General features: G+C 61.1%; 27 protein-coding genes and 1 pseudogene. 9 read left to right on the plus strand and 19 right to left on the minus strand.

All coding sequences use genetic code 11. The annotated features are described in order from the left end of the window. Positions 1-2: 2 nt before the first annotated feature. From MU551_RS01740 to MU551_RS01760, 5 genes are all read right to left on the minus strand, one after another. A complete protein-coding gene (locus MU551_RS01740; RefSeq protein ID WP_247040409.1) occupies positions 3-980 on the minus strand; it encodes a DUF6615 family protein in 978 nt (325 codons plus the stop codon). A gap of 145 nt (positions 981-1,125) precedes the next feature. Further along, the gene (locus MU551_RS01745) at positions 1,126-2,223 is read right to left on the minus strand and encodes a HigA family addiction module antitoxin (RefSeq protein WP_247040410.1); all 1,098 of its coding nucleotides are present in this window, start codon (positions 2,221-2,223) and stop codon (positions 1,126-1,128) included. Between the two features lie 13 nt (positions 2,224-2,236). Further along, entirely contained in the window at positions 2,237-2,665 is a 429-nt protein-coding gene (locus tag MU551_RS01750; protein WP_308198280.1) for a type II toxin-antitoxin system RelE/ParE family toxin, read from the minus strand. Positions 2,666-2,751: 86 nt separating this feature from the next. Continuing rightward, positions 2,752-3,516, minus strand: a complete 765-nt coding sequence (locus MU551_RS01755; RefSeq protein ID WP_247040412.1) for a YfbU family protein — start codon at positions 3,514-3,516, stop codon at positions 2,752-2,754. Positions 3,517-4,289: 773 nt separating this feature from the next. Then, a complete protein-coding gene (locus tag MU551_RS01760; protein WP_247040413.1) occupies positions 4,290-4,673 on the minus strand; it encodes a DUF1304 family protein in 384 nt (127 codons plus the stop codon). Positions 4,674-4,837: 164 nt separating this feature from the next. On the opposite strand from MU551_RS01760, the gene MU551_RS01765 reads away from it, so the two are divergent. Beyond that, positions 4,838-5,404: a TetR/AcrR family transcriptional regulator gene (locus tag MU551_RS01765; RefSeq protein ID WP_247040414.1), complete on the plus strand. Its 567-nt coding sequence runs from the start codon at positions 4,838-4,840 to the stop codon at positions 5,402-5,404. A gap of 133 nt (positions 5,405-5,537) precedes the next feature. On the opposite strand, the gene MU551_RS01770 is transcribed toward MU551_RS01765, so the two are convergent. Beyond that, on the minus strand, positions 5,538-5,969 hold the full coding sequence (locus tag MU551_RS01770) for a YybH family protein (protein ID WP_247040415.1): 432 nt from the start codon (positions 5,967-5,969) through the stop codon (positions 5,538-5,540). 209 nt (positions 5,970-6,178) lie between these two features. Between MU551_RS01770 and MU551_RS01775 the strand changes: the two genes are divergently transcribed. Together MU551_RS01775 and MU551_RS01780 are read left to right on the plus strand one after the other, a co-directional pair. Beyond that, positions 6,179-6,502: a hypothetical protein gene (locus MU551_RS01775; RefSeq protein WP_247040416.1), complete on the plus strand. Its 324-nt coding sequence runs from the start codon at positions 6,179-6,181 to the stop codon at positions 6,500-6,502. Positions 6,503-6,534: 32 nt separating this feature from the next. After that, the gene (locus tag MU551_RS01780; RefSeq protein WP_247040417.1) at positions 6,535-6,864 is read left to right on the plus strand and encodes a hypothetical protein; all 330 of its coding nucleotides are present in this window, start codon (positions 6,535-6,537) and stop codon (positions 6,862-6,864) included. A 428-nt stretch (positions 6,865-7,292) separates the two neighbouring features. Here the strand turns inward: MU551_RS01780 and MU551_RS01785 are convergent, their stop codons facing one another. From MU551_RS01785 to MU551_RS01795, 3 genes are all read right to left on the minus strand, one after another. Next, positions 7,293-7,604: a hypothetical protein gene (locus MU551_RS01785; RefSeq protein WP_247040418.1), complete on the minus strand. Its 312-nt coding sequence runs from the start codon at positions 7,602-7,604 to the stop codon at positions 7,293-7,295. A gap of 695 nt (positions 7,605-8,299) precedes the next feature. Continuing rightward, positions 8,300-8,674: a cupin domain-containing protein gene (locus MU551_RS01790; protein ID WP_247040419.1), complete on the minus strand. Its 375-nt coding sequence runs from the start codon at positions 8,672-8,674 to the stop codon at positions 8,300-8,302. Positions 8,675-9,030: 356 nt separating this feature from the next. Further along, the gene (locus MU551_RS01795) at positions 9,031-9,738 is read right to left on the minus strand and encodes an ArsR/SmtB family transcription factor (RefSeq protein ID WP_247040420.1); all 708 of its coding nucleotides are present in this window, start codon (positions 9,736-9,738) and stop codon (positions 9,031-9,033) included. Positions 9,739-9,867: 129 nt separating this feature from the next. On the opposite strand from MU551_RS01795, the gene MU551_RS01800 reads away from it, so the two are divergent. Beyond that, a complete protein-coding gene (locus tag MU551_RS01800) occupies positions 9,868-10,434 on the plus strand; it encodes an OsmC family protein (RefSeq protein ID WP_247040421.1) in 567 nt (188 codons plus the stop codon). A gap of 14 nt (positions 10,435-10,448) precedes the next feature. After that, complete coding sequence (locus MU551_RS01805; RefSeq protein ID WP_247040422.1) at positions 10,449-11,237, plus strand: methyltransferase domain-containing protein; 789 nt, start codon at positions 10,449-10,451, stop codon at positions 11,235-11,237. Between the two features lie 854 nt (positions 11,238-12,091). Here MU551_RS01805 and MU551_RS01810 read toward each other — a convergent pair. The 4 genes and pseudogenes from MU551_RS01810 to MU551_RS01825 all read right to left on the minus strand — a co-directional run. After that, positions 12,092-12,439 carry a COG4315 family predicted lipoprotein gene (locus MU551_RS01810; protein ID WP_247040423.1) on the minus strand — a complete coding sequence of 116 codons (348 nt, stop codon included), beginning with the start codon at positions 12,437-12,439 and terminating at the stop codon, positions 12,092-12,094. A gap of 421 nt (positions 12,440-12,860) precedes the next feature. After that, the gene (locus tag MU551_RS01815) at positions 12,861-13,049 is read right to left on the minus strand and encodes a hypothetical protein (RefSeq protein WP_247040424.1); all 189 of its coding nucleotides are present in this window, start codon (positions 13,047-13,049) and stop codon (positions 12,861-12,863) included. A 379-nt stretch (positions 13,050-13,428) separates the two neighbouring features. Further along, on the minus strand, positions 13,429-14,556 hold the full coding sequence (locus MU551_RS01820; protein ID WP_247040581.1) for an NAD(P)/FAD-dependent oxidoreductase: 1,128 nt from the start codon (positions 14,554-14,556) through the stop codon (positions 13,429-13,431). Between the two features lie 81 nt (positions 14,557-14,637). After that, positions 14,638-14,763, minus strand: a pseudogene (locus MU551_RS01825) (AAA family ATPase); the annotation flags it as partial. Between the two features lie 159 nt (positions 14,764-14,922). On the opposite strand from MU551_RS01825, the gene MU551_RS01830 reads away from it, so the two are divergent. After that, on the plus strand, positions 14,923-15,585 hold the full coding sequence (locus MU551_RS01830) for a hypothetical protein (protein WP_247040425.1): 663 nt from the start codon (positions 14,923-14,925) through the stop codon (positions 15,583-15,585). A 430-nt stretch (positions 15,586-16,015) separates the two neighbouring features. Here MU551_RS01830 and MU551_RS01835 read toward each other — a convergent pair whose 3' ends face one another. Continuing rightward, positions 16,016-16,198 (minus strand): hypothetical protein, encoded by a 183-nt coding sequence (locus tag MU551_RS01835; RefSeq protein WP_247040426.1) that lies wholly within the window; start codon positions 16,196-16,198, stop codon positions 16,016-16,018. Positions 16,199-18,003: 1,805 nt separating this feature from the next. Between MU551_RS01835 and MU551_RS23250 the strand changes: the two genes are divergently transcribed. Next, complete coding sequence (locus MU551_RS23250; RefSeq protein WP_281506802.1) at positions 18,004-18,138, plus strand: hypothetical protein; 135 nt, start codon at positions 18,004-18,006, stop codon at positions 18,136-18,138. A gap of 282 nt (positions 18,139-18,420) precedes the next feature. On the opposite strand, the gene MU551_RS01840 is transcribed toward MU551_RS23250, so the two are convergent. The 4 genes from MU551_RS01840 to MU551_RS01855 all read right to left on the minus strand — a co-directional run bounded on the left by MU551_RS01840 (position 18,421) and on the right by MU551_RS01855 (position 22,632). Further along, a complete protein-coding gene (locus MU551_RS01840; RefSeq protein ID WP_247040427.1) occupies positions 18,421-19,707 on the minus strand; it encodes an MFS transporter in 1,287 nt (428 codons plus the stop codon). A 256-nt stretch (positions 19,708-19,963) separates the two neighbouring features. After that, positions 19,964-20,584: a 3-oxo-tetronate 4-phosphate decarboxylase gene (gene otnC, locus MU551_RS01845; RefSeq protein WP_247040582.1), complete on the minus strand. Its 621-nt coding sequence runs from the start codon at positions 20,582-20,584 to the stop codon at positions 19,964-19,966. 5 nt (positions 20,585-20,589) lie between these two features. Further along, positions 20,590-21,876: a 3-oxo-tetronate kinase gene (gene otnK, locus MU551_RS01850; RefSeq protein WP_247040428.1), complete on the minus strand. Its 1,287-nt coding sequence runs from the start codon at positions 21,874-21,876 to the stop codon at positions 20,590-20,592. A 42-nt stretch (positions 21,877-21,918) separates the two neighbouring features. Further along, positions 21,919-22,632, minus strand: a complete 714-nt coding sequence (locus MU551_RS01855) for an aspartate/glutamate racemase family protein (protein ID WP_247040429.1) — start codon at positions 22,630-22,632, stop codon at positions 21,919-21,921. A 463-nt stretch (positions 22,633-23,095) separates the two neighbouring features. On the opposite strand from MU551_RS01855, the gene MU551_RS01860 reads away from it, so the two are divergent. Beyond that, the gene (locus MU551_RS01860; protein WP_247040430.1) at positions 23,096-23,428 is read left to right on the plus strand and encodes a cupin domain-containing protein; all 333 of its coding nucleotides are present in this window, start codon (positions 23,096-23,098) and stop codon (positions 23,426-23,428) included. A 131-nt stretch (positions 23,429-23,559) separates the two neighbouring features. Here MU551_RS01860 and MU551_RS01865 read toward each other — a convergent pair whose 3' ends face one another. Next, a complete protein-coding gene (locus MU551_RS01865; RefSeq protein WP_247040431.1) occupies positions 23,560-24,462 on the minus strand; it encodes a LysR substrate-binding domain-containing protein in 903 nt (300 codons plus the stop codon). 158 nt (positions 24,463-24,620) lie between these two features. Between MU551_RS01865 and solA the strand changes: the two genes are divergently transcribed. Further along, positions 24,621-25,805, plus strand: coding sequence for an N-methyl-L-tryptophan oxidase (gene solA, locus MU551_RS01870; protein ID WP_247040432.1), 1,185 nt, complete (start codon positions 24,621-24,623; stop codon positions 25,803-25,805). Positions 25,806-25,821 lie beyond the last annotated feature (16 nt).

The raw sequence follows: 25,821 nt of genomic DNA on the forward strand, positions 1-25,821 counted from the left end.
GGTTACTCTTCATTCATCCGTTGTTGTGGCACGCGCACGATGGCAATACCGGCCACGTTGTCGGGCATTTCCGAGGCCAGTCGCTCGACATCAAAGCCGCCGGACATGATCTCAAGTACGTATGCAGGTGGTGCGTGCCTGAGCGGGGCGAGCATGTGATCGAAATAGTTGAGTCCCCAGTGCCCGGCATCGGCGGGGACATCGTTGAAGATGGGGCCGAGCATGTCGTGGTTGCCCGAGCGAGAAAGGTTTGCCGCGATTGTCGGAGTGGCTCCAAACGCGCCGGCCCGTGCTCGCAGCACTCTGTCTATCATTTGGCGGGTGACTGCTCGAGTTCCATGTTGCTCATGTTTTAGAAACTCCGCGAGTTCAGGCGCAAGTTGCGGCCTGAGTGCCGGGATCAACAGTGACTCTGACCTCGGTGGATCCCACAGATCCTCGATCGCTATTGAGCGCTCGTATGTCGAAGCGGCATCATCCACAATGAGCTGCTCAGCGAGGAGCGCCGGTATTAAGGAAACTGATCGCTTGATGCAGTGAAGGCAGCCTTCGCTCTGATGACTCTCAGAGCACGATTCCCACCCGCGGTAATCTCCCGTTCCCAGATAGAGGGCATAGACCGGCAATAGGTCAAGGGTCTTTGCAGTGGAAAAGAGCATTTCGCGTTGCTGATGCGGTGCGCTTTTCGATTGGTAATCGAAGCCGAAGCTCCACCCATTTCCTGTCACCGTCAAGCGTTTCGCCTGGACGAGCATTCCGTACCCGCCCGTGGCGTCGATCCACCACCAGACCCAATCGGCACCACTAAGAGCTTCGGCCGGCTGAGTGAACGGTACGACGGTGGCGGCGAGTGCGGCCTGAGACATCACGATTTCTGTGATCGACGTCTCATTCCACCGGAGGCCTGCATGCTCGCATGCGGCCATGTGGCGTTCGGCGTAGATTCTGCCTCGTTTGAATGCTCCCTCGACCGTCGTCATGGTCGAACCTCCTTCGCGAAACTGGGCAACACGGCACTTCGCTTACGTGCCGATCATCTCGCCTAGGTATGGGATTGCCGACTTGACGACCTGGGATCACCTCGCGCATGGCGGTAGTGAATGCCGAACTAGGCGAACGGCTCTCCTATACGGTGAAAGTGTCCGCGAGGTCAACGCAGAGCCTGTTGCCGTACTTGTAGCTGAGCATTCTCCGCCGGTGCATCTGGTGGACTGCGACTCCGGGGGAGATGCCGACCCGCTTCGCGGCATCCTCGATTTCACGGTCATAGGACAGACCCGAGAGCTCCGAGAGTCCCGCATCGCCGAATAGCGTGTCCAAGGCGAACTTGTTAGCGGCCTTCTCCGCGGCGCTGCTGCGCTTCTTCTCGGTGCTGTATTCGAGGTGCATCTCACCGCGAGGATCATTGAGGACGTGGCCGAGCTCATGGAAGAGCGTCCAGATGACGAAGCCGTCCTTGCCCCAGCGACCCGTCTGCTGGATCACAGGCACGCGCTTGTCGATCCAACGCGTCACGCCGAGGAGTGGGAACTTCTTGGGTGGTTCGACCACCATGAAGACCACGCCTACATCGGCGAGCATGCTCGCCACGTCCCGGAGCATCGTCGTGTCAGGGGTCGCGGCTCGCGTACGCAGCTCGGGAAGGGCAGCCTGGAGGTTCTCCGGGCGGTAGTCGTAGCTCCGGCCCCGTTCGAAAATCTGATCGAGTTCCGCGGCGCGCAGCCAGGTCGTCAGCAAAGTCCGATCGATGGACGAGCCTGAATCCTTCAGCGCGGCCAGAGCATAGTCACCGGTCGATGTTACCTCGTGCAGGTGCGTATACGCCTCCCAGGTCCCGCAGCGATGGAAGGCTAGAAAGTCGGAGACGAGCTTGCCGGGAGACCGCTTGGTCGCCTGCGTCGCGCCGATGCTGCGGAGGTAGGTTACTGCGTTCGGATCGATCTCCTCGACGTGCACCGCGAGGTTCTCCTCATCAGCGATCCGCGCCCGGTCTGCACGGTAGGCAGCCTCGAAACGGAGCCACGAGTCGGCTGGGATACCAGTGACGCGCTCGAGGCGCGTCGCCGTGTCGGCGGTGATCGGCGCGCGCCCGTTGACGATCTCGTTGACTTGCTTGCGGCTGCACCCCAGAAGCTCGGCAACGCGCTGCTGGGACAAGCCGTGTTCGTCGATCCATTCCTCCAGGTACTCGCCTGGAGCAACGGCGTAGTTGGTCCCGGTCATGGCTTCTCCTCTCTCAGCGGTCGTAGTGGTTGGAGATCTCAATCACGGTGACGGTCACGGCGTCCCGCGGCTCCGCGGAGTCATCCGGTCGGACCAGCAGCCGGTAGTTGGCGCTGAGCTTTCCCGACCACAGGCCGTCGAGATTGGCGCTGAGTGAATGCCAGCCTCCCAATGGGTCGTGTGTGGAAAGCTCTCCGACTGTCTGCGCGGTCTTGAGTGCGTTGATCCGCAGGCGGAGCCGGTCGGCGATGTCAGCGCGCTTCTTCCGCATCTCCCGTTCGTCCATACACAGCTTTTCGAGCTTCTTGTCTTCGAACCTTACTTCCAAGCTGGTGTCACCGATCTCGTTACAGTCTAGCGCAAATACTAGGAAAAATATGCCTCGACGAGGCGCTTGGGCAGGCGGTTCCCGAGGCAGCGGAGAGAGCCGATGTTCATCCACTCCATCGAAGCCCCGGTTTACGTGAACTCACTGCCTCACGGGAGGTACTCGCCCTGCGGTAGTGCCACTCGGGATCGCACCATGGGTTAGTCGTGCTTCCGGTTCGAGGGATGGACGCTCGCCTCGGCGATCTGCCGCAGCTCCTCGGGGGAGAGGTAGTAGTCCGTTCGACTGAGTCCGCGTCCGCGGCTGTCCATGATCCGGCGGTACTCGGCCAGCATCCGCAGGTAGACGTCGAGCACCCGATGATGCGAGTTGCCGTTGTCGTGCCGCTCAAGCTGAGGCTTCAGCTCCGTCCAGCGGTCGTCTCGCATCAGGAAGTCTACGTAGCTGGCCATGTGGCCCTCGAGGGCATCGTTATGATCGAACCCCATGAACTCGAGCCGGAACTTCAGTTTCTCGTCGACCCCCGACCCCTCTCCGTCGAGGCGTTCGAGGCTGTAGGTGATGACGCGAAACATGTCGAGGATATCCGCGACCCGACCGCAGTCGCGCTTCGAGAGCTCCGTCTGGAAACCGGCAGTCTCGAACCAATACTCGCCCGTGTAACCAGCCTCCAGGATCTGCGCACGCATGAGCTGGTACTCGAGGTCACCGTCGACGTCGTTGGCATCCTCCGGCAGCACGCGACCCAGGATCCGGTGCAGCAGGGAGAGGACCTGACGGTCGATGATCCGCAAGCTCTCCTGCGGCGGCTCGTCGCCATGCTTCACCTCCCGCTCGAACACGGGAACTACGGCCTCCATGACCAGGTTGCGAATGAATTCGCTGAGAGTCACACCCTCGTCGTCCGCCATCTCCTTGAGCTGATCACGGATTCGGTCCTCGACCCGTATGTTTAGAACTGCCATAACGTCCTCCAATAGATGTGTATGACAGTGAGTGTAGTCGTGTCATACGCAATTGGCAACGAAGGTGGGCTCGGACGTCCGGCAAGGCCGGAGATCTCCAGTTTTCTCAACCAACAGGTGCGAGGTCATTCACGTTCGGTCTGCGCCTGGAGGGTTCGCTGCCTTGCGAGGTCTCCTCGAAAGCGAGTTCATGACACGAGAGCATCTGGCGTCCGTGCCGGGGCCTAATCCACCCATCTCCCACTTCAACGTTCGTCAGTTGATCTCCCATTTGATGGGCTCCGCGGGGACCTGATCGCCGTCCACTCACGACCGGAAGATGGGCGTGGTCGTCACGCCAATTCGATCATCGAATAGCACGAAGACGCCGTTGAGCAGCGAAAACGCTGTTCCAAGCAGACCCACCCCCTAAGTTAACTTTCATCGGCAAGAAGATTTGCAATTTTATATGGGTCAATAATCGGGTATTTTCGCTCATTCCCGCAGGTCAAATCCATTTCTGCTACCCATACCAGGCAAATAGTTTGTGACCCATAAGTTCACTTTTAAGGTACTCGATGCGCCGATGAGTCTTCAACCGGCCGCGAACTTGAATTGACCAGCGTCGGGCACACGCCTAAGGGTCGCATCTTGGTAACGGGGGGGAGAGGAGCCCCCCCGTTAGTGCTCATATTCCCCCGATTCAGTGCAAGACCGTGCCCTAAAAGGAAGGCATTCTTATCGTTACTGGCGCAACGATCACTTCTCCGTGACGTGGGCGTGAATCAAACCGATTATCCCCACAGCCAGTAAGCCGCCAGCACGATCAGGGGTGGAACGGCTTGTATCAGGGCGCCTATCCACAGGCGTCGTTCGGAGGCGTAGAGCACTATGCCGAGAAGGACGTGGGCGGCGCAACTGAACAACACGAGCGCTCGACCAGCTTCGACCCATTCGGTGCCCAGCAGCACCAGGCCAATGATCAGCCCCAGGGCGTAGGTGAGGTTGTAGAAGCCAATGTTGATGGCGGCCACCTGCACCAACGGACTCATGTCCTTGGGTTTGATGAGCGTGAATTTGGAGAGCTCTTGGCGGTGGACGAAGAACGCCTCCATGACAAAGACGGCGATGAGGATTACAGCGTAGAGTCCGGCGATGATCTGGCTCAACGGGTTCATGGCCATGCTCCTTGCCGGACGGCGTCGCGCGAATGCGCCCTCGGGAATGTCTGCGCGCAATTCCGGGACGTGGCACCATAGCCGGTTGGGGTGACAGCTGTTCCTGTCATGGACACAAGATACTACTTCTATAGTGCATTGTCACTATGTTTGTAGTATGGACTATGTCCACTCGTGAACGTGTTATGGAGGCTGCCGTAGAGCTGCTTGGCACGCAAGGTCTGAAGGCACTTACGCATATTAGGGTTGATGAGGCGGCCGGGGTACCCAGGGGCTCGACGTCGAACTATTTTCGGACTCGTGCCGCGCTCCTGACCGGTGTGGTCGAGTGGCTGGCGGAGCAGGATCTGGCCGCGCTCGGTAGTCCACCACACCCGCCGGCCAATGTCGCTGCCTTCGTCGCTCTGCTGGCGCACACGGTCGAGACCACCACCACCGCTTCCCGGACCCGGACGATTGCCCGGTATGTGCTTTTCCTCGAAGGCACGCACAACGAAGAAGTCCGCAGCCCGCTGCTCGCCGGCCGAGTGTACTTCCGTGCCTTTGTCGAAACCGCGATGACGCGGCTCGGAGCGCCTGATCCGGTGGCAGCGGCGACTGCCATCACCGCAGTCGGCGAGGGCATGATCATCCAGCGTGTGGCGGTAGATCCGGATGCGGAAGTGTTCGCGCCCATTGATGCCGTCGTGCGGGCGTTTCTGCCGCACGAACGCAGTCGCGCATTGAAGTGAGACGCAGTGGTGGGCCGGGCGGGCAGCTGGCCGAACTTGCCGCAGAACTCCGCGTACGCCCCTCACGCTATATCGCCAGTACCCTATTTCCGGAGCACCGGCCGCATGAAGAGACGTCCTGCGGCGCCCGGACCTAACCCTCGACGACGGACTCGATCGGGCGCGGGGACGTGATCGGATCTGCGTGACGATGGATAACCTTCCAGTCACCGTCTTCCAATCGGAAAATCGTCGTCACCCGAAGAGAGATCCGGGAAAGTTCATCGGCTCCGCCAACCTTGGCCTGAGCCCGTTCAATTTCGACAATGTATGCGAGTTCCGTCCCGGTATAGTCCGAGATTCGTTCGAAGGTCGTGGGCTTGCCTTCCCTCAGTTGAGAAACCGCCCGATCCATCGTCTGCTCAACTGCACTCCGGCCCCGGACCGGCGGGCCGAGCGGATTTGCTAGCGAGACATCCTCCCGCTCCGAAAACATCTTCTTCTGCAGCCCCGAGTCTCCCCGCACGAAAGCATCGAGCGCTCGATGATACTGCTCCACCACAAGATCGAGATCGGACCCCGACATTGGTTCCTCCAGCCTCGCTTCACGCCGGCGCGGCGCGCCAAGCCCTGTAATAGGCCATCGTGGCACCGTTCACGAACTGTGTCTACATAGCGAATTGACTCATAAAAAACCTCCGCGGCGGCCGAAACGTTGCCTCACTGGAAAACTTCCGGATGCGCAGGGTTGTCGGGGCTTTGATTGCTTCGTGATTGTTGTGGATTGGACTGACGATGGGTGAGCGCAAGGCAGTGACGAAGCATCTGGCGTTGCGGTACCGCGCGGCGGACCGGCGCGTAAAGGGCCAGATCCTCGCCGGGCTGGTGGCTGACAGGCTGGCACCGGGACTATGCCCGGCCGCGCTGCGCCAGGCTCTAAAGCCGCCTCGACCACGGGCGGCGCGGCCGGGACGGAAGCCTGTCTATCCGGCGGATCTCCAACCGTCTCTGGTGTTGTGCTGGTTGGTGCTCAGGGGCCGGGCGGGGAAGCTGCTGGCGGCCGCGACCGGCTACCTCGTCCCGATGCCGCGTGCAGAGCAGGTCTTGGTGGTCTGCTGAGCGAGCAGTCCTCCCTGTCCCACCCGCGGTCCATGGACCTTTGGAAGAACATCTGCACCCAGTGCGACCTCGGCATCGGCACACTAACGACACAGGCAGCAGGCAAGCTTCCAGAGCAGCAACAGCGGCTGCGCCGGCTCCTCGCCGAACGGATCACCCGCATCATGGTCAAACCCTTTATGGACATGTCCACCATGATCGAGGAACGGCTCACGCAATGCTGTGTTCATGTGGGCACAAAGAGCGACGCCGGCGATCACCAGTGCGCTCCCTTCTGCGCTGTCCAGGCGTGGCCGGCCGTGGCCAGGCAACGAATGAGCACAGCAACGGGCCGGGAACTTCTCCCGGACCGCCAGGTCTGAGTCAGCGAGGGGGAGGAATGATGCGTTCCGCTTCTGATACCCGGCGTATTGCAGCCGGGTCATTGCCGTCGCAGCTGGTTCGCTCCAAGCACGCAGGTCCGCACGGACACACGCCTGACCCTGAAGCGGAGGGGGTATATTCGCTGGCAGCCCAACTGTTCGGCTTGTAGACGCCTCCCCATATTGACAGTGCCGGAACTCGGCGACTCGGCGGAGATGACCGTGCCTTTACCCAACTGTGTGCGTTGGGGAACTAGATGATGTGGCCCGTATTTCGAGAAAGCGAGCTGTCCCACAACCCGCAAGCGGTGGCCCGCCTCTTTCGAGACGGGCCACCGCGCAAAACGGTTGATGGGCCTCTGTCTACTGAAACGCAGGGATCAAGCTATTCTGACGTTGATCACCTTTCGTCGGCGCATCGTTTTGTATCAGTGCCCGACTTTTCCGCACTTTCCATCGAGTTTGTGTCCAAACAACGCCGGGCTGCTGGGATCGGTGAACCCATCCGTGATCACGATGATCGCCCGCAGGCTGCTCTGATCGGAATGGCTGCCTTCGCCGGGTGTGGCTCCGATTGGGTCTGCTACATCGCCGAGGGGATGATTGGTGTCGGCTGTCACGTTGGCACAGTCGGCGGATTCCACGATCGGGTGGATGGTGGCGGAGGCTGCCGGGGCAAAGCCCAGTATTCCCGCGAATAAAACGGCACCAGCTAAGACTGATGTCCTGATCCAAGCCATTGCTTTTCCTTCCTATCAAAAAGAAACGTGAACAAGGAGCCGTTCTCACAAAGCACCGGCCCCAGCAGTCGCGCGCCGGACGTCCCGTCAGGGAGGTGCTTGGCCGGCACCTGCCTATCTGGAGACGCTGCTCCAGCGCTCGGCGAAGGGGCATACCCCTCCGACCCGAACCGGCTGGCGGGGCTATGCCGTGACCCCAGTTAACATCCCCCCAGCGACTCCGTCACGAGTAGTCAGTACTCATATTTCAGAACTACATAACCCCCTCCGGTACAGCACTGCGGATGCCCACACTAGAGTTGGGAGGCGGCCATGCGGAGGGCTGGCACCTTCAGCCCTTACAAATTCAGGGGGCGACGGGCCTACGCCCTCGGGCCGCGTCCCTGAGGAGCAACATGGCCCGCGTTTTGAGGGTATTCGAAATTTGCACCTGCTCGACGGGTTTGGCTTCCAGCACCCGCTGGCGGTCATGAGATCACTTAGCGTCTGCGGGCGGTCCCATGGGCTGCTTCCCCTGAGTCGCCTGGGCCGCTCTAACGGTTTAACCTTGCGCGGACAGCCTGTTGGGTCCTTACTAGTCATTCCCGAGCCGGCGCACGTCCTGGCCCGCTCACACTGGTGCCGAAAACACCAACACAACGCCCGCCAGCACCATTACAAGAAAGGACAGCAGCCAAAACAAACGCGACTGTGTACTAGGCGGGTTTGGCGTACGTGGCCGCGCTCATGATTTCGTACCCCACGAACGTCTCGTCGTCTTCCACCCACGCGTCGTGGCCCGGTGGGATGGCGTAGGCGTCGCCGGCGTGGATTGTGGTGCTTGTCCCGTCGTCCAACTGAACCGTGAGTGTTCCGGCGGTGCAGAAGCCCAGATGGTTGTTCTGGCAGCTGTCGGTGTGGACCACGGTCTTGACCGTCTCGGACCAGCGCCAACCGGGGTCGAAGGTGAACCTACCCAGCGTGGTGCCACCAATGGTGACGACGTCGACTTCTGTCTTTGGCGGGCGGCGCTTTTCATCCGGTTCGTTGAAGGACTTTGATTCAAGGGTTGTGACAGTTACTGCAGGCATTTCAGTTCTCCTCAACAGGGAGCGGTTAATAACTGTTCCTCCGGAAGCGCGATTGGTGCTCCGGGAATGCAGGTCCGGTACTGCCCGGGACGGCGTGCCGTAAAGGGCTGAACCGAACTTGCGACTGGCGTTCTCAGGCCTCTCTCAGCATGAGGGACTGTCCATACGGTGCTACTGGCTTGTAGCGACGCATCATTAGGAACGACTCAATGCGACCCTGTCTGTTGCATGAATCACATCGGTTCTGGCGGTCTTGCCTGACCTTCAGACCCGGCGGGCTGACGTCAAGCCCGAGAGGCCTGGCCTCCCGCGCGAGCAGTTGGACGGGAGGCCGGGGCACAGTTTTCGGCCATGGCTTACGAAGCACGATCATGCCCAGGCAAGTCGGTCTTGGCCTCGACCGGGAGGCCTGCTTCTTTCCATTCGGGGTAGCCTTCCTCCAGCCGTGCGGCCTTGAACCCATGGCGGCTCAGGGTGCGGACGGCATTGTCCGCGAAGACGCAGTACGGTCCGCGGCAATAGGCCACAATGAGGCGGTCATTGGGTAATTCGTCCAGCCACTTCTCCAGTTCCTTGAGCGTCACAGACGTCGCGCCCGCAATGTGGCCTGCCCGGAACTCAGCTTCGGGCCGGACATCAATGACTACAAGATCCCCACTGCCTATCCGCTCATACACCTCGGTGCGCGTCATAGTGGTCAAGGCTGAGCGGTCGCCCAGGTAGGACGTAGCCAGCTCGTCAAGCTTGGCAACGTGCTCGGCCGCCACGTCGCGAACAGCAGCCCACAGCCGCGAGACGGCCGTCCCGCTCAGTGAGTAGTAGATCCTGGTCCCGTCACGCCGGGACTTTACCAATCCCGCGCGCAGCAGTTGCTGCAGGTGCTGCGATGTATTGGCGATCGTCTGGTCGATTTCGCGGGAAATATCATCAACCGGGCGCTCCCCCTGAGCGAGGATGTCCACAATTTCCGCACGCCTTCCGCTGCTGAGGACCTTCGCGACGGAGGCGAAAGCGTCAAACAGTTCCCTCTTCGCTTCGTGGCCGCTCGTCTCATGCCTGCTCATCAAGTACCCCTTCAAATTTATTCAAGTAACTACTTGACAATCTACGCCGGTCGGGACGAGTATTCAACTATCTACTTGAATACGGCTTGGGCATCCGTTCTGGCCGGAACAGAAAAGAGGCGAACAGCAATGGAGGCCGTGGACACCGTCCGCAATGGCATAGACGTAAGGCAGCTGGTGGAGACCATCGGCGCGGTCAAGACTGACGAATCCTTGGGCAGGTTTACATTCAAGGCGAGCAGCACATGGCGCGAGGGCACACGCAACAGCGGCCAAATCCTCGGATTTGTCCATGCTGGGGCCCCGGACACCACTCGGTCTGTTCCCTTCACTCTTGAGGGTGATGAACCGCCCGTGCTCCTGGGAAATAATGCCGGACCGAACGCAGTCGAATTGCTGTTGCAGGCACTCGGCTTCTGCTACGGCGTGGGATATGTAGCTAACGCCGCGGCCCAGGGTATCGATATCACCTCCCTCGAGATCGAGGTCGAGGGCGATCTGGATGTGCGTTCCTTCCTGGGACTGCAGGGCCCACGCGCCGGCTTCACGGGTATCCGGGCGAAGGCGAAGGTTTCAAGTCCCAACGCCAGCGAAGCGCAGCTCCAGGATTTGTGCCGCTATGTCCAGGACACTTCTCCGGTCCGTGATTGCCTCGCCAATCCGGTAGCGGTGAAGACCGTGCTGGAAATAGTGTGAAGGCGGGAACTGCCATGAGCATTCCGGCAGGCATTTTTGACCGGGTCGACCTTGAAGTCAAAGTCAAGGACGTTTACCGGCAGGTGGCTCTGGCCCCGGAGGGCAAGTATCACTTCGAAGTGGGCCGCCCCCTCGCCGAACGTCTGGGCTATCCGGCACGACTGCTCGATTCAATACCTGCCGGCGCTGTTGAGTCCTTCGCCGGTGTGGGATATTTCTTTGACCTGGCACGTCTCTCCCTGGGGGAAAGAGTCCTGGATTTGGGAAGCGGTTCAGGAACGGATAGCTTCGCCGCTGCTGTGTCGGTCGGAAGCGGCGGGGAGGTCGTCGGTCTGGACATGACACCCGAGCAGCTGCACAAGGCCGGCGAGCTCCAGCGGACCGGCGGGTTTGCCAATGTGGCGTTCCGGGAAGGTCATATTGAGGAGTTGCCGTTCGAGGACGGAAGTTTTGACTGCGTCATTTCCAACGGGGTGATCAACCTGTCTCCCGATAAGGCGGCAGTGTTCAGCGAGGCATCCCGCGTGCTGCGCAGTGGCGGGAGGCTGGTCATTGCCGACATTGTCAGCGGCAGGGCGCTCACGCCTGAGATCGTTTGTAATACCGAGTTATGGGCTGCCTGTGTTGGCGGGGCGGAGCAGCTGGGCGTCTATGAACAGCTGATCGCCGACAGCGGGCTGACCTTGAGGGAGCGGAAGAAGAATCCCTATACGTTCCTATCGGGCAGGGCACGCCGGGCAACAGACACGTACGGCATCACCAGCCTCTCCCTCGTAGCGTCCAAGGACTCAAAAGCGCATTGATCAAGGATTGGCCCGCTCGGGCGAGGTCGCTAGATTGCTCCGTCCGCTCCGACGGGTCGAAGAGGGTAGGTTCTGGCTCGTCCATCCTGTCCTGTGCGTATTGCGCATTCACCAGGTTGATATAGGTAGATGCACCGACCGTTCGCTGCCCAGTACCCCGAACTTCGGTGAGTTGTTCTGTCGCTGCCGGAACTATGCCATCTCGCAGGGTCAGCAGCGCACAGTCCATTGCGTAGAGGTCGAGGTGAGTACGCGCGAGGCCAGCTATTAGTCCGGTGCCGTAATGAAGGCAAAGGCTTGGCACGGCCAGGTTTCCCACACTCCAGACACGGTTGGCCGATGACCTTTCCGCCGGACGATGGCTCTAAAAGTTCGGTTGGAGCTTCTCTGCCCAGGCCTTCCGATCACCCCTAATCGTAGTGCTTCCAGATCTGCCCGTAAGCATCGGGCCTTTTGAGGAACCATCTGTGGCACGGTCCGCTAGGGGATCGGTCTACGGTGCGCATCAGTCAGACGTCAGCGGCTCTGTCCATTCATTTGCTGGCAGCCTTTCTCGCAGCAATGCGGATTGACCTGATCCAAGAATCATCTCGGTGTCGAGATGGGCTGGGTCGACTTCTCTGATGAGCTCGCGACAGCGTCCGCAGGGAGTAAAACGCAGCGCAAGCCGTCACCGTCTCGCCAAGCGGCGACGATCTTTGGCGACCTACTCGCCGCTGTGAGCTGACCCGCACCTCAACATCCCTGGTGGCTGGACCGTCGAGTTTCACGAGGCGCAGCCAGTCCCCGGATGGTGAGCCCACGCCACGTAGCTGCAGGATGCGCCGCCCGGTTCGGCTCCGCATGCACTGCAGCTACGGGGCTCGGATCCCGTCCGGATCTACAACCCACCAGAGCCCCCCGTGAGTCGAGACGTTGTGGCACTTCACCTCGCCAGGCCCCTCGTGCGCGTAGAAGTAGAGCGGATGCCCGTTGTAGGTGACCTGGGTCGTGCCGTCCCGCCGCTTCGTCGTCCCCAGCAGCGCTGAGTCGACCTCGCCGCTAGCGGTCGGCGCTCCGTCGGTCAGCACGGGTGGCCACGCTTCAGCGCAGTCGTCGTAACACTCCGGCGTGATGCTCTCCTCACTCTCCCAGATATAGATGGCCTGCTTTTTGGCATCGAAGAGCATCTGGCCGAAGTCGCTCGCGGCTGTGGTGATCATGGTGCCCGGCTCTCGCGCGCTGGATGGCTGACTCGGCTGGGGTTTCGGGCTCTCCGGAGTCGGAGTGCTCGCCCTCGGAGGCGGGGTAAAGTCCGGCGCCTCGCTCGAGGTGCTGCTTGCGCAAGACGACGCGACGAGTGCGAGGACCACCGCAGCCGCCGCTCGCAGTCCGGGTCTGGACACGCTGTGCTCCCATCGGCAGGAACGGGCGCCCCCGGCCAGGTCTTCGGGGTTGGTGATGATCAGATAGTGGGGCAGTTCGGTTCCATCATCTCAGCCTTTAGCGAAAATCGGCAGGCGGAAGACGGCGGGTCCGGTCGCGGGAGACTGCCACCCGACCCGCCTGGGTCAGTGAGCGGCTGTGGCCGGCAGGGTGCGGGGCGACGGCGCCCGGCAAGCAGGACGGTGCCGAGCAGCAGCTTCAGGACGACGAGGCCGAAAATCGCGCCGCACAGTCGCGCAGGTCGTTCTCCGGAGTTGCCCTGACAAGGTGACGGGCCAGCTCCATCTCAGCCTCCATGAACGCGGCCATCCTGTCCGCGTAGTCGAACAGGGCCCGGATCTTGTCCGGCTCCAGCTCAGGCGGTTCAGGCGTCGGCATCTCGATCATGCGGGCCAGTCTGTCAGATGCACTCTTGGGAACAGCGTTTAAGGGAGGGCCCCCGACTCCTTGATGCGGCATTGATACTCTGGATTCGCCCAAACTGTCAGTGGGAAACAGAAATGGGCCTTAGAAGTCTTTTTCGGTGAAAGGCCGCAACTGCGGCACCCTTGGGTCCTGTTCAGGCGGCCGTCCCTGTCCCGGATGCACCCGTGTCGCCGGAACTCCCGGAGGATCTGCGGTGCGCGTGGGCAGAACTTACTGAGGCAGCCAAACCCGCCGCACCACGGCCGGGGCGCGGGTGCGACGGGGGCCGGGCATGCTTCCACGGTAGCCGCGCCGGCTCTGCCACCCCGGTCCTGCGACACCCCGAACGTGCGAGGCGCGTTCAGGCCCCGAACCAGCGGGCGCGTCGCGCCGCGCCGAACTTCGCCTTCTCAGCGGCGTACGCCGGCGACGGCCCCAGGAGCGGCGCGGTCGGCCCGCCGTCAGCGTGGAAGTCGACGTCGACGCGACCGACGTCGCCGTGGCCGAACTCCAGATAGCAGAGCCCGGTGCCCCCGGATGCAAGTCCGCCGGCGCCTCGGATGCTGCGAACGATGCCGTCCGCGACGACGTGGGCCGCGCTCTCGGCGAAGGTGCCGGCCTTCGGGATCCCGGTCTCGGCGCAGTCGCCGATCGCGTACACCCCGGCGTACGGCGTCTCCAGCGTCACGGGGTCGACGGCGACCCAGCCGTCCTGCGTCAGGCCCGCCTCGACGAGCACGTCGGGCACCTTGTGGGTCGGGATGCCGATGAACAAGTCGTACGGCTCGTCGTGGTCCTTGAACTGCGCGACCTGCGCGTCGGGGTCGATCCCGTGGATCCGGTGGCGTTTCGTGTACGCGATCCCACGCTCGGCCATCGCGCGTTCCAGCGCGGCCGATGTCTGGGGTGAGACCGGGATGGGCGACGGCTGCGGACTGACCATGTGAAGGTTGCTGCCCTCGCGGATGCCGCGGGCGACGAGCCGGTCGTGGAGCAGCAGGATCGCCTCGTATGGCGCGGGCGGGCATTTGAACGGGATGGAGAGCACGGCAAGCATCACCCGGCCGCCGCGGAACGCCGCCAGTTCGTCGCGCAGCCGCTCGGCGCCTGCGACCGTGTAGTACTCGAACCCTCCTTCGGCGAAGCCGGGTGTCGCGGCGATGTTGTAGTCGGCACCGAGGGCGAGGACGATGATGTCGGGATCGTAAACCGCAGCATCGGTGACGACGTGCCGCGTCCCCGGGTCGATTGCGAGCACCCGCTCCTGGCGGAATTCCACGCCCGGAGTGCTGATCTCGCGGTAGGGGATCCGCACTTGTTCGGCGTTCTGGTGCCCGAAGAGGACCTCCAGCTTGGAGAAGCCGAACACGAAGGCGTCGTGCTGGTCGACGAGGGTGACGTCGACCTCGCTGGCAAGGCGCTCCGACAGTGTGCTCGCGAGTTCCAACCCTCCGAAGCCGGCGCCGAGGATCATGACGGTTGTTGTCATGCACCTCATCTTGCGCCTTGGACGGCCTGGCGTCCACGCCCGATGAATGACGCCCGTCGGGGCGCGATACTCGGCGGCGTTGAGGTCCCTGATCTTCAGAACGCGTTCGATTTGCGGGATGAGTCGCTCGAGGCGTCGGAAGTTGCCGCGGGTGGTGCGCTCGATTCGCACGAATGCTCGTGCGTCGGTGAAGTCGTCGAGGGTCAGCTGGGGCGACCGGCGTGGCACTAGTGCAACGAAATCGTTGATGGACCTCGGGAATGGGTTGCGGAAATAACTACCCAGTTAGGAACCGTGGTTGTAGTCTTTTTAGGCACCCCTAAACTTTTTTCTAAGGTATAGCGTAATTTCGTCTCAAGGAGAGTCATGACTACAACTCCGCCTACCGCTATGCTGCCGCATGTCGATTTATCCGGTATGACTACCCACGCCCCGGCCGCGCTTTCCGGGCCGGTAGCACCGGGCGGGCACCGAAAGCCTTCGGGGCGGCAAAGAAGCCGGATGGTCTTGCTGGGCGGGCTGTGCACGGCGGGCTGGCTTGCCTCGGTGCTCGTCGGGCACAACGTGGACTGGGGACCCGAGGTGCACCGCATTGGGCTGGCCGTGCATATCCTCGCCCTTGTGCTGTCCTTCGGCTCCGTGCTGGCCGTTGACTGGCTTGGACTGCTATGGCTCCTAGGCAGGCGGGATCTGCACGAATCCACACGACTTGAGGCCGCGGCAAAGCCACTGATCTGGGGCGGTCTCGCTCTGCTCTTGGCCTCCGGAGCCCTCGTTCACCCCAACATGGGCAACCCTGTCACGGCGGTAAAACTTGGCTGTGTCCTCCTTCTCATGCTCAATGGTCTGAGTATCGGCCCGGCCATGCACCAGCTGTTTGCACTGCCGGCCGGCACCCGGTTCGGGGAAATCGGCCGGGTGTTGCAACTCCGCCTTTTGATGGCGTTGGGCATCTCGCAGGCATGCTGGTGGACCAGCATTCTGATCGGGCTGCTCAACAGCACCGCACGGCGCTGGACCGGCGCCTAGTCCAGGAGGCGTTCTTCCGCCATGTCGGTTTTGTTGTGCCGGGGCCAGTCGTTGCCTCCGCCTCGTAGTCGGCGACCTCTGCCAGGCGCTGCTTCCAGCGTGCTTCGTCATCGGCCTTCTTGGTGGACGGGTGGTACCATACGGGGATATCGTCGAGGGCTTCCTTGTAGGAGGGGGAGAGGATCCCCTGCGCGGCTTCGTGCCGGCGGCGGTGGAGCCAGATGCCCAGCGCCCGTTCCCGGGCTGAGGCGCCCTTGGTGGAAGCCGTCCTTCTGCCTTATACAGGGTGAGGATGTTGTTCTTTGCCCTGGCGGGCTTTGAGTTCGAGCTGGTGGAGGCAGTTCCCGGTGGCAGCACGGAAGCCCTGCGGGAGTCCCTGCTCAAACTGCTGGACGACGAACCAGCGTACGGCGCGAGCGGTGGGCTGGTTTCATATCAGCCCCACCCTCCGCTTCAACCAGCGGTCAAACCTGTCCGGAACGGAGCGGATGCACTTGATGAGGAAGATACCAGTAGCGGTGGCCAGGACCACCACCAGCGGCCCGACAATGTTTGCGCCCAGGGGCGTCTGGCTCCAGGCGAGGAAGCCGTTAATGAATGCGAAGAAGTCCATAACCATGACGGTAGCCGGAAGATCCGGGATTAACCCACCCCCGGCGCCCCAAGTCTGTGAATAACCTGTGCACTAACTGGGGATACCTGTGCACATACTGTTGCTGGGCCTGTGGATATAGAAAATCTTTCGAAGACTGCTGCCTGCTGACCTGCGCAAACACTCGAACGTAGATGGGGAGGAAATATTCTTTTGGCCAACCTTCATCCACAGCTTGAGTCACGCAGCCGGGCGTGGCGAAAGATGTACGGATTGTTTTGATGGGATTTCTTTTTGACAGCCAGTCAAACGACGAGACGGAGCCGAAAAAACGTCTGGAGCCCGGCAAGCAGGGGAGAATCTGCTTAGGCAGTTCTTGAGGGTGTGCTTAGCGTGGCACCCACTCCGTTGAAAACATTCAGTGGCGAAAATTAGCGGATGGGTGTCGCCGCCCTGCCGCGCCCCATGCCTATGCAAAGCGGCTGCTCGGACAGAACTTTCGCCACCAATCCCGAACTTGAGAGTTGGTGCGGACTCTGGCTGTGCTCAGGTTGTGCCCATGCATCGCGGGGGAGAGGGTCGACGACTCCGGATCCAGCGGATCACCAGGTCGAGGCTATAACAGCCGGACACCGGTTATCGTGACCGAACTTGAGCCCGCGTCCCACGCGATGATGATGCATGTGCCCGATTACTAATCCGTCAGTCGGCCGCTGGTTGGCCAAGCGAGCACGATTCGACCGGGCCCATGCCGACCCACCACGTTCTTAAACGTTCGTCGATCAAGCTCCTCCCAGATGGTCTCTAGCAAGGTCGCTATCGTCCTCCGGTCAAGCTGGGCACGGTCGACTTGATCGCCGTGCCAGGGGCCGATTGAATGCCGAGAACCTTGCCTGAATAGGGGAAACACGGGCCCGATCGACCCACCTCTGTCTTTAACATTCACTGGCAAGAAAATCTGGAATTTTATATGGGTTCAAAACGGGGTAATTTCACGCATTCCCGCAGGTCAAAGCAATTTCTGCTACCCATCCCCGGCATATAGTTTGTGACCCATAATGTTCACTTTTGAGGTACTCGATGCGCCGATGAGACTTCATCCGGCCGCGAACTTCTGCTGACCGGCATCGCGCCGCGGCCATTGAGAGTCGAACCTGGGGGAGAGGAGCCCACTGTCAGCGCAGAATGCTGTTCCCGGAACTTACAGCTGCTCAGCAACGACATCGGGCCGGCCAGACTCAGGGCTCCTGCGAGGACCTCTAACCATCGAAAATCCCCCAATGCGCTTCGTTGAGAGGCGTGGGGGATACGGTGCCACCAATCCTAGCGGAGGTGGTTTGCGCCGGTCGGGTCGGAGGCATCCGCGAGAGACGTACCCTAATGCAAGCCCATTCGGCTCTAGGACATGCTCGATCCGAATGGCTTGGCCGTTAGGATCCGGTCAGGGAACCATCGCCGTGAGGGCAGAGGCTGCCCTAGCTGAGACCTGGAGGACTACATCGCTCGGATGTACGCCGCTACCGCCGCAGACATCGTGGCCAACCTGTTGGGAACCGACCGCGAGGACGCCGAGCGAGCCAGGCGGTTAGCTGGCTGCGCCCCGGCGCCAGGGTTAATGGGCAAGTGGTCCAAGGGTGGCGGTGCGCTCCAAGGGGAGAAGGTCGTTCGCCCCCACGTGTCAGGTTGAGTTGTAGGACCCACTCGTGACCTTGCCAGGAAAGAATGAAATGGACTCTATCGTGACAGGACCCGAGTGGTGCCCGACGTCAGGTTGGGGTGTGTCTTTTTTTGAACGTGTGCAAGGCTTATGCGCCTAGACTTGCTTGGTGAATAAGGGGATGAACACACGTCAGCGCGATTGGAGCGAAGAGTTCCTTGGACAGCGGGAAGACCTTGAAAGGGCCAGCACAAACGTGGGCAACTCTTTCATGGGAGGCATGATCGTCCTTCTTGGAGGATAAGGAGGCCGCTTGGACCGGTGGCAGCCCAAACACGGGCTATTTGACCTCGAGGATGGTCAGCAGGTGAGGCGTCTCCGACGCACCGCCGTGTTCGAAGCTTCTGCTCCGAATTCCAGACCGTAGCCGGACTGCTTCGCACCGCGGTGCGGTCCAGCTCCAAGGTTGTGCTCATCCTGATGCTCAGGAAGTGGCAGTAAGCGCCGGCGCCGGGGATTCCTCAATCTGGCGCTTGGTGTAACAGGTCTTACGCTGAAAGCCATCGCGAGTCGCTCCCCGATCAGGTCACCCTGGAACTTTTCTTGGCCGAAGACCACGTAGAAAGACAAACGGTTTGGGGGGCCGGAGGGGCCTGTTGGGGACGAAGCGGCGAATGAATGTTGCCGTTATCGCTGCGAAGAGCGACATGAGGAGCCATGGAGGGAGTGCCGTGATTGACGGTGTGTAGGCGTGTTCGTAGAGCGGGGCCAGGACCGCATTGCCGATGATGACGGCGAGTCCTCCTGCGGTTGCGAGCAACCCGTAATAGGCGCCTGTGGGGCGCCCGGCGGCGAACTCCAATACTAATCCCATGGCCATGGGCATCACGCACATGTTCCCGAGGGCAAGACCTGTTACGAGCAAGAGGGCCGGAAACATGGATAGACCGCTTGGCGGAGGGATGACAGCCAGGACCGCGATGGAAGCGAAGCCAAGAGACTGCAGGGCAAAGCCGACGGGAAGTGCAATTTCTGGTCCTGCTTTGCGCATGAGCCGGGCTATGGGCCATTGAAGGATGATAGTTAGGACGGATGCGTAGGCAAAGACCACCGCCAACGCACTTGCCCCTGCCCCGCTGCGTTCCAGTTCCACTGGAAGCCCGAAATACAGCTGGTTGGTCGCCAGGAGATTGACGCTGTAGAAGGCCGTGAACCGGACGAACTGTTTCTCCTTAAGACAGGACCACAGGCCCGGCGCCGGTGAGGAGGAAGTCTTTCCGCCTGCTGTTTTGGGGGCACCGCGGTGTGGTTTTGGCAGGAAGCACAGGAAGACTGCAGCCATCACGGCAAAGACCCCTGCCCCAACCAGCAGGGCGGTGTCAAAGCCTGTTTTGAGTAGAAGAGCTGCCAAAAGCGGACCTACGACAGCACCTACCTCGCCGCAGACCACCAGCCATGTAAAGAGTGTGGATCTATGGTTTTTCCGTGCGGCGGCGCAATGCGTGGCGCCCTCCTGTTTGGTGCCTTTCAGGGCGATGGGCAGTTCGGCGGCAGATGCCACGAGACTTTGCATCGCAGGCGCAAAAAGCGCGCCGCCAATGCCCGTCACCACGGCACCGAGTAGGAACAGCGGGAAGTCCGATGCCCACGCCAAAAGCAGGAAGCCCACGACCCGTACCAGACAACCGGCAATCATTGACTGCCTTGCTCCCCATCGGTCGGCAAGCGCCCCGCCGAAAAGAAACAATCCTTGCTGCGCAAATGTGCGCGCGCCAAGAACGATCCCGACCGCCAACGTTCCCATGCCGAAGTCGTCCCGCATCACGCCTGCGAGAAACGGCACCACGGAATAGAAGCCGATGTTGAAAATCAACTGGCTGACCAGTAACAGCTGCGGGGCTGGTCCAGCCCTGACAAGACCTTTACGTGCCAGTTGACTCTCCTGATTCTAGAGCCAGCGCTTGAATGGCGCCGGTAGACGGATACTGATGAATGCTGGCTTTCGGTCCTTGAAGAGGCAGGCTGCTGCCACTCATGCGGATTCCTCCCACTGCCAACCTGCAGAAAAGTGAGGGAAATTCGTGGTGAGGGTCATTTGGGACTGGTTTCCGTTTCTCCTGCGCCACTTCCTAAGCACACCCTGGGCAGAGCTGGGCAATCTGTGCGGGTTGGAGGGGCCGCGTCGCATGGCCTTGCAGTAGGAAGAACAGGCGGGCAGTTTCTTCTACTTCCTCAACGGCGTCCACAGCTTGTGCGAGGGAAGGCGCGGAAACGATCGGTCCGTGGTTCGCCAGCAGCAGGCCCCGGGTCGATGCAGCCGCTTTTTGGGCAGCTTCGGCCAAGCCTTGGTCGCCGGGGGCGAAATAAGGCAACCGGACCAGCCGTCCGACCCTCATCACAAAGTAGGCCGTCAAGGGCGGCAGAACGTCATCGTCGTCCAGACCGTCCAGGCATGAAAGCGCGGTCGCGTAGGTGGAATGCAGATGGACGGCCGCATGATCCTGCGGCCTGGCCCGGTACATGGCCAAGTGCAGGAAAGCCTCTTTGGACGGGCGGGCTCCGGACAGGTGTTCGCCGTTGTCGGAGACCATCGACAGATCATCAGTTGTGAGTTCTCCCAGAGAGGCGTTGGTGGGGGTGACCAGCATTCCGCCGTCCACGCGCAGGCTGAGGTTTCCGGATGTTCCCCTGGTCAGTCCTCTTCGGTGAAGGGACCTGGCCAGCCGGACGAGCTCGTTGCGGCTGTCCATGTCGGTCACCGGTTATGGTCCCATGCATCAAGGAAGAGACCCGGCATTCCGAGGTTTCCTGATTTGAGCAGGATGGACAGCCCGGGGTCTGTTTCCGTTTTCAGCCATGGCACGCCGGGAGAGACTTCCTTGCCGACGTGGGCTGTGGTGATGCCGAGCCTGCGGACTACAGCGCCGGAGGTCTCTCCGCCGGCCACGATGAGTTGCCGGCAGCCCAGACCAACAAGCCCTTCGGCGATCGCGGAAAGGCTGTCTTCGGTTATTTCCGCGGCCCGGGCCTGACCAAGGTGCCTTTGCGCTCTCGAGACTTCCTGTGGGGAGGCGGAGGAGTGGATCAGGATTGGGCCGTCCGCCAGGTTTTCCCGCGCGAACAGCAGCGCTGCGGCGACGACGTCGTGTCCTTCAGCTATGGCGACAGGATCCACCAGGAAGCAGGGGCGGGACTGACGGAAGGTGTCGATTTGGAGGTTAGTCATCTCCGAGCAGCTGCCGGCGACGACGGCGGCCGGACCCGCGGGCCGGGCGGCGCGCGCCGATTCTGGTTGGGCTTGAAACCCGCGGGCAACCGCAAGCCCTCCGACCAGTCCTGATCCGCCGGTGACGAGCGGGTGATCGAGGAGTGCAGCGCCCAGCACGGCGAGGTGCCCGTCACTGAGCGTGTCGACGACGGCGTACTGGGTACCCTGGCCGCTCAGAGTTTGGATCTCGGAATGAACTGCGGGAGCACCGGTTTCTATGATGCTGTAGCCAATGTGGCCCACGACGTTTTTGGTTTGGGCCTGGAGCAGCCGTGGCACGCTCGAATCGGTCATCGGGGTCAGCGGATGGTTGCGCATGGATGATTCCTGCAGGAGATCCGTGCCAGCGAACAGCACACCGTTGTACACGGTCCGCCGCAGTGCCGGGGTTCCGGGAGCGACGACGGTGATCTGGCCGGCCGGGACGAACTCTTTGCGCAGGGCGTCGGCGACCGGGCCGATGTTGCCTTCCGGGGTGGAGTCGAAGGTGGAGCAGTATTTGAAGTAGAGCTGCTGGACGCCTCGGGATTTGAGGGCACGTGCCGCCGCGAGAGATTCTTCTACAGCCTCGGCGGCCGGCACGCTGCGGGTCTTCAGGGAGACCACGATGCAGTCAACGTCGCGCAGCTGCATTGATGGGTCGGGGACGCCGAACGTCTGCACTACCCGCATCCCGGCGCCCACAAGCGTGCCGGCCACATCGGAGGCTCCTGTGAAGTCGTCGGCGATGACTCCCAGCCATGGGACATTTGCTCTCATGTGAGTGTTCGACATAATCGGATCCTTCTCGGGTAGTGGCGTTGCCTATGAGTCTTTTTAGGCGAAAACAGTGCTGAGCTGGGTCATCCCGGAGTCGGGAGAGGCAAGGACTATGGGTCGCCCCGCCTTGTCTTCGGTATGCTCAATGACGCGGGCCATGGACGCCTGGGCGAGAACGATGACGTCGCACTGCGCTGCCAGTTCTGAGAACGTGGCGAGCACCAAACTGTCATGCATCGCCCGGTCACCTGCGCGCAGGGCGGGGAAAGCGCCGTCGACTATTTTTGCGGTGATGGTGGGCGTTTTGTTCTGCCTTTTCGCTGAGTCCTGGACGAGCCTGGTGGTCGGCCCAAGGGTCGCAGACAGGGTGGCGAGTACGCCGATCCTCTCGCCGGACAGTACGGCAAGCTCGGCCATCGGAGTGTCGATGCGCAGGACAGGGATGGAGACGAAGTCCGCGGCGGCGGTTGCCGCTTCACCGATGGAAGAGCAGCTCACCAACAGTGCCTGGGCACCCGATTCCTCGGCGTAGCGGGCATAGTTGACCAGCCGCCGTCGAACATGTCCTGGCGTAGTTCCAGTGGCAATCGTGTCTTGGAGCAATGACTCGTCAACGTAGTGCAACACACGGAGGCCGGGAACCGTGCCCGCGGCCAGCGTTTCCATGCCCGCTACCAGGCCGGGGACCGTGTGCAGCATGGCAAGCACCGGAGGATGGTTCGTGTCCTGGGCCGCCACGGCAGGATTGATGGTCTTCAAAGGTGAGTTCATGATCTTCTTTCTGTTGTTCGCAGCGGCTGATGAAGCTTCAGGAGTGTGCAGCTGTTAACCCGGCTGACAGGGGTCCGATGAGTGAGTTGGCCGCCGTTGTCCCGATTCCGGGTTTCGCTCTCAAGGACCACAGACTTCTGCGGCTCTATTAGCGTATGTGACAAGAAGAGCCTGAAATAGGGCATTGGAGACAATGCATTGTTTCCAAGAAGGATAGAAGGGGATTGTGGAGCTTAGATCAATCGATGGGTCAACGGAGCTTGTCCGACGACCTTCCCCTGTAGCGGCGCAACGCGGTTCAGCTTCTGCTTCTGTCGTCTTTAGCAACAATGCGTTGTCTCAGTTGCCGTTAATCCGCATTTTCTTGTCTCGTACGCTGGAAGCACCGTAAGTCCAATGTCGAGACAACGGCATTACAACAAATGAAAGACGAGAAGGAGTAGCTATGGTCAAGGCGACCGTCATGAGTGACGCAACAACCGCAAATCCGGGGGAGCACAAATCCAAGGAAACCTCAGTTACGCCCGGCCAGACCGAAGTGTCCTTTCGCCTTTGGGCCAGGGACGACTTCAAAACCGGTATCTGGGAGGTAACTCCGGGGGAGTTCAAGAGCACCCGGCCCGGGTATGACGAGATCTGCCAGATTCTGAGTGGATCCGGCACCATCACTGAACCGGATGGCACCAGCTTTGAAATCGGCCCGGGGACGTTGTTCGTTACCCCCGCCGGCTGGGAGGGCCGCTGGACTATCCGTGAAACGGTCCGCAAAATGTGGGTTGTGAAAGACGTCGAGTAGTCCGACAATCGACAAGGCCGGCGAACGACCAGTCCGGCGCGACTAGGACGGAGCCTGACCAAAAGGAGCCCCGGAACAGCAGCGGCTGTTTCGGGGCTTTTTGGTGCGCGGGGCCGCGCACCTTGCCGGGGCTAGGGACCTATTCTCGCTTCAAGGCCCTGCCGCAGATGCTCAATTGCCGAGGTGATCCGGCGGGGTGTCCGTTCCGTCGCGGGGTAGAGAGCGAAAACGTCGGCGTTGGGCGTGGGGACGTCCGGGAGGACCTGCTGAAGTACTCCCTGTTGGATCAGCGGGTTGACGTGCCATGTGGAGCGCATGATCAGGCCGAGGCCCTGGACGCACCAGTCGGTCACCACATCCCCGTCGTCACTGATCATGTTGCCCTTGACGTCGACGTACTCCTGCTCTTTCTCGCCAAAGCGCCACAGTGCGTAATCTGCGTTGTTTTCACGCAGGACGATGCAGTTATGCCGTTCCAGGTCCCTGATGGTCTCCAGCGGCGGTGCGGTGTCAAAGTAGCTGGGTGCGGCGCAGACGATCCTTCGGTTTCGGGCCAGGAGTTTTGCCTTGAGCCTGGAGTCCGAAAGTCCTCCAACCCTGATGGCGATGTCGAAACTCGTACCCGAGATGTTCAAAGGCAACGGTGAAAGCTCCAGGTCTATCTGGATCAACGGGTGCTGCCGGACGAACTCCCCCAGCAGCGGCGCGATGTGCTTACGTCCGATTCCCAGGGACGAATGAACGGTAATGCGTCCCCTGAGCTCACCATGCTGCTCGGACAGGGCTTCTTCGAGGTCAGTTTTCTGCTGCAAGATGGCCAGGGCGCCTGAGGCATAGCGCTGCCCCTCTTCGGTCAGGGTCAGCCTCCGGGTGCTGCGCCGGACCAGCGGTACCCCCAGCCGCGACTCAAGCGCGGCAAGGCGTTTGCTCACCGCCGACACCGACTTACCCCAGCTCCTGGCCGCCTCGGTAAGGCTCTGGGAACGGGAAATCTGTTCAAAAAAGTCCAAATCATCGATCGTTCTGAGGTCCATATCCTGCTTCTATCGTTCTTGGAAACAATGCATTGTCTCACGGGCCGTTGTTCGCCTTCTTCTTGTCTCGTACGCTAGCAGAAGCCGAAGATCTTGCCTTCATAGGCAGACCCGGAACTGGGACTACGGCGTGCAATAAGGGAAAGCAAGGTGGAAGCATGACTGCACTCGAAACGGACGTCGTAATCGTCGGAGTCGGCTCGGTAGGAAGCATGGCGAGTTGGCAACTCGCCTCCCGGGGTCAGCGGGTCATTGGAATAGACAGGTTTTCGATCCCCGGCCCCTTCTCCGCCTACGCCGGCGAATCGCGCCTTTTCCGTAAGGTTTATGCGGAGGGCGGGCACTACACGCCCCTTTTGCAGAGGTCACAGGACCTGTGGCGCGAGCTGGAGAAAATCAGCGGGATCCAACTGCTCAACACCACGGGAGCCGTCACGATATATGACGAGCACAATCCGCGGTTGGCACCGCTCCTTGCAGCCGGGAAAGACAACGGCCTTGACTACCAGCTTCTCCGGGGTGACGAGGCCAGGGCAAAGTATCCCGAACATGTGATCAGGGACACGGATGTCACCATCTTTGATCCAGAGGGCGGCTACCTTAAGTCCGAAAGGGCCGTGACCGCCGCACTGGCGGAAGCTACACGGCTTGGTGCTCAGTTCCTGGGAAACCGGAAAGCGCACAGCGTTGAACCGTACGGTGACCGGTACATCGTCCGGACCGATCAAGAAGAAATCATTGCCTCCCGCGTAATCATCTCGCAGGGCAATGGTGCGGGAGCAGTCTGCAAGGAACTCGGTGTTCACCTTTCAGTTCTGCCCCAGATCCTGACATGGTTCCCCGTGAGGGATCCAGCAGCATTCTGCAGGGAAGGCATGCCAGTCTTCCTCAGGAGGGCAGAGGAAGACGGAAGGTCAGACAAAGCCGAGTTCTATGGGTTCTCGAGCGCTGACGGTTGGACAGTGAAAGTCGTCGCGAGCATCTTCTTAGACGAGGTTGAGTCCATGGAGAAGCCTCCTACTTGGGATCCTCAGCATTTGGACACCATCCGGGCATGGGTCCGGGAATTCATTCCGGGACTGATTCCGGATCCGGTGCGGGTTGCCGCGTGCGCGGACGGTCATTTACCTGACAAGACCGCACTGTTCGGCAAAGTGCCCGGAATGGAAGGCGTCGTCGTGGCGGCCGGCTTCTCCGGCCACGGCTTCAAAATGGCTTCTGCACTGGGTGCTATTGCCGCCGATCTTGTGCTGGACGGAACCACGGCCACCGACGTCAGTTTCATGAACCCCGCCAGGTTCCTCGGGCCGGACACACAACTCACGTCACTGGCTCTGAGCTAAGGCAGCATCAATCAAT

Origin of the sequence: Arthrobacter rhizosphaerae (assembly GCF_023062595.1) — a bacterium.
GTDB lineage: Bacteria > Actinomycetota > Actinomycetes > Actinomycetales > Micrococcaceae > Arthrobacter > Arthrobacter rhizosphaerae.

Excerpts from the sequence above, each read along its gene's own strand:
- MU551_RS01740 (WP_247040409.1), bottom strand. The coding sequence starts at position 980 with ATGACGACGGTCGAGGGAGCATTCAAACGAGGCAGAATCTACGCCGAA.
- MU551_RS01745 (WP_247040410.1), bottom strand. The coding sequence starts at position 2,223 with ATGACCGGGACCAACTACGCCGTTGCTCCAGGCGAGTACCTGGAGGAA.
- MU551_RS01755 (WP_247040412.1), bottom strand. The coding sequence starts at position 3,516 with ATGGCAGTTCTAAACATACGGGTCGAGGACCGAATCCGTGATCAGCTC.
- MU551_RS01760 (WP_247040413.1), bottom strand. The coding sequence starts at position 4,673 with ATGAACCCGTTGAGCCAGATCATCGCCGGACTCTACGCTGTAATCCTC.
- MU551_RS01765 (WP_247040414.1), top strand. The coding sequence starts at position 4,838 with ATGTCCACTCGTGAACGTGTTATGGAGGCTGCCGTAGAGCTGCTTGGC.
- MU551_RS01770 (WP_247040415.1), bottom strand. The coding sequence starts at position 5,969 with ATGTCGGGGTCCGATCTCGATCTTGTGGTGGAGCAGTATCATCGAGCG.
- MU551_RS01775 (WP_247040416.1), top strand. The coding sequence starts at position 6,179 with ATGGGTGAGCGCAAGGCAGTGACGAAGCATCTGGCGTTGCGGTACCGC.
- MU551_RS01780 (WP_247040417.1), top strand. The coding sequence starts at position 6,535 with ATGGACCTTTGGAAGAACATCTGCACCCAGTGCGACCTCGGCATCGGC.
- MU551_RS01785 (WP_247040418.1), bottom strand. The coding sequence starts at position 7,604 with ATGGCTTGGATCAGGACATCAGTCTTAGCTGGTGCCGTTTTATTCGCG.
- MU551_RS01790 (WP_247040419.1), bottom strand. The coding sequence starts at position 8,674 with ATGCCTGCAGTAACTGTCACAACCCTTGAATCAAAGTCCTTCAACGAA.
- MU551_RS01795 (WP_247040420.1), bottom strand. The coding sequence starts at position 9,738 with ATGAGCAGGCATGAGACGAGCGGCCACGAAGCGAAGAGGGAACTGTTT.
- MU551_RS01800 (WP_247040421.1), top strand. The coding sequence starts at position 9,868 with ATGGAGGCCGTGGACACCGTCCGCAATGGCATAGACGTAAGGCAGCTG.
- MU551_RS01805 (WP_247040422.1), top strand. The coding sequence starts at position 10,449 with ATGAGCATTCCGGCAGGCATTTTTGACCGGGTCGACCTTGAAGTCAAA.
- MU551_RS01810 (WP_247040423.1), bottom strand. The coding sequence starts at position 12,439 with ATGATCACCACAGCCGCGAGCGACTTCGGCCAGATGCTCTTCGATGCC.
- MU551_RS01815 (WP_247040424.1), bottom strand. The coding sequence starts at position 13,049 with ATGATCGAGATGCCGACGCCTGAACCGCCTGAGCTGGAGCCGGACAAG.
- MU551_RS01820 (WP_247040581.1), bottom strand. The coding sequence starts at position 14,556 with ATGACAACAACCGTCATGATCCTCGGCGCCGGCTTCGGAGGGTTGGAA.
- MU551_RS01830 (WP_247040425.1), top strand. The coding sequence starts at position 14,923 with ATGACTACAACTCCGCCTACCGCTATGCTGCCGCATGTCGATTTATCC.
- MU551_RS01835 (WP_247040426.1), bottom strand. The coding sequence starts at position 16,198 with ATGGACTTCTTCGCATTCATTAACGGCTTCCTCGCCTGGAGCCAGACG.
- otnC (WP_247040582.1), bottom strand. The coding sequence starts at position 20,584 with ATGGACAGCCGCAACGAGCTCGTCCGGCTGGCCAGGTCCCTTCACCGA.
- otnK (WP_247040428.1), bottom strand. The coding sequence starts at position 21,876 with ATGTCGAACACTCACATGAGAGCAAATGTCCCATGGCTGGGAGTCATC.
- MU551_RS01855 (WP_247040429.1), bottom strand. The coding sequence starts at position 22,632 with ATGAACTCACCTTTGAAGACCATCAATCCTGCCGTGGCGGCCCAGGAC.
- MU551_RS01860 (WP_247040430.1), top strand. The coding sequence starts at position 23,096 with ATGAGTGACGCAACAACCGCAAATCCGGGGGAGCACAAATCCAAGGAA.
- MU551_RS01865 (WP_247040431.1), bottom strand. The coding sequence starts at position 24,462 with ATGGACCTCAGAACGATCGATGATTTGGACTTTTTTGAACAGATTTCC.
- solA (WP_247040432.1), top strand. The coding sequence starts at position 24,621 with ATGACTGCACTCGAAACGGACGTCGTAATCGTCGGAGTCGGCTCGGTA.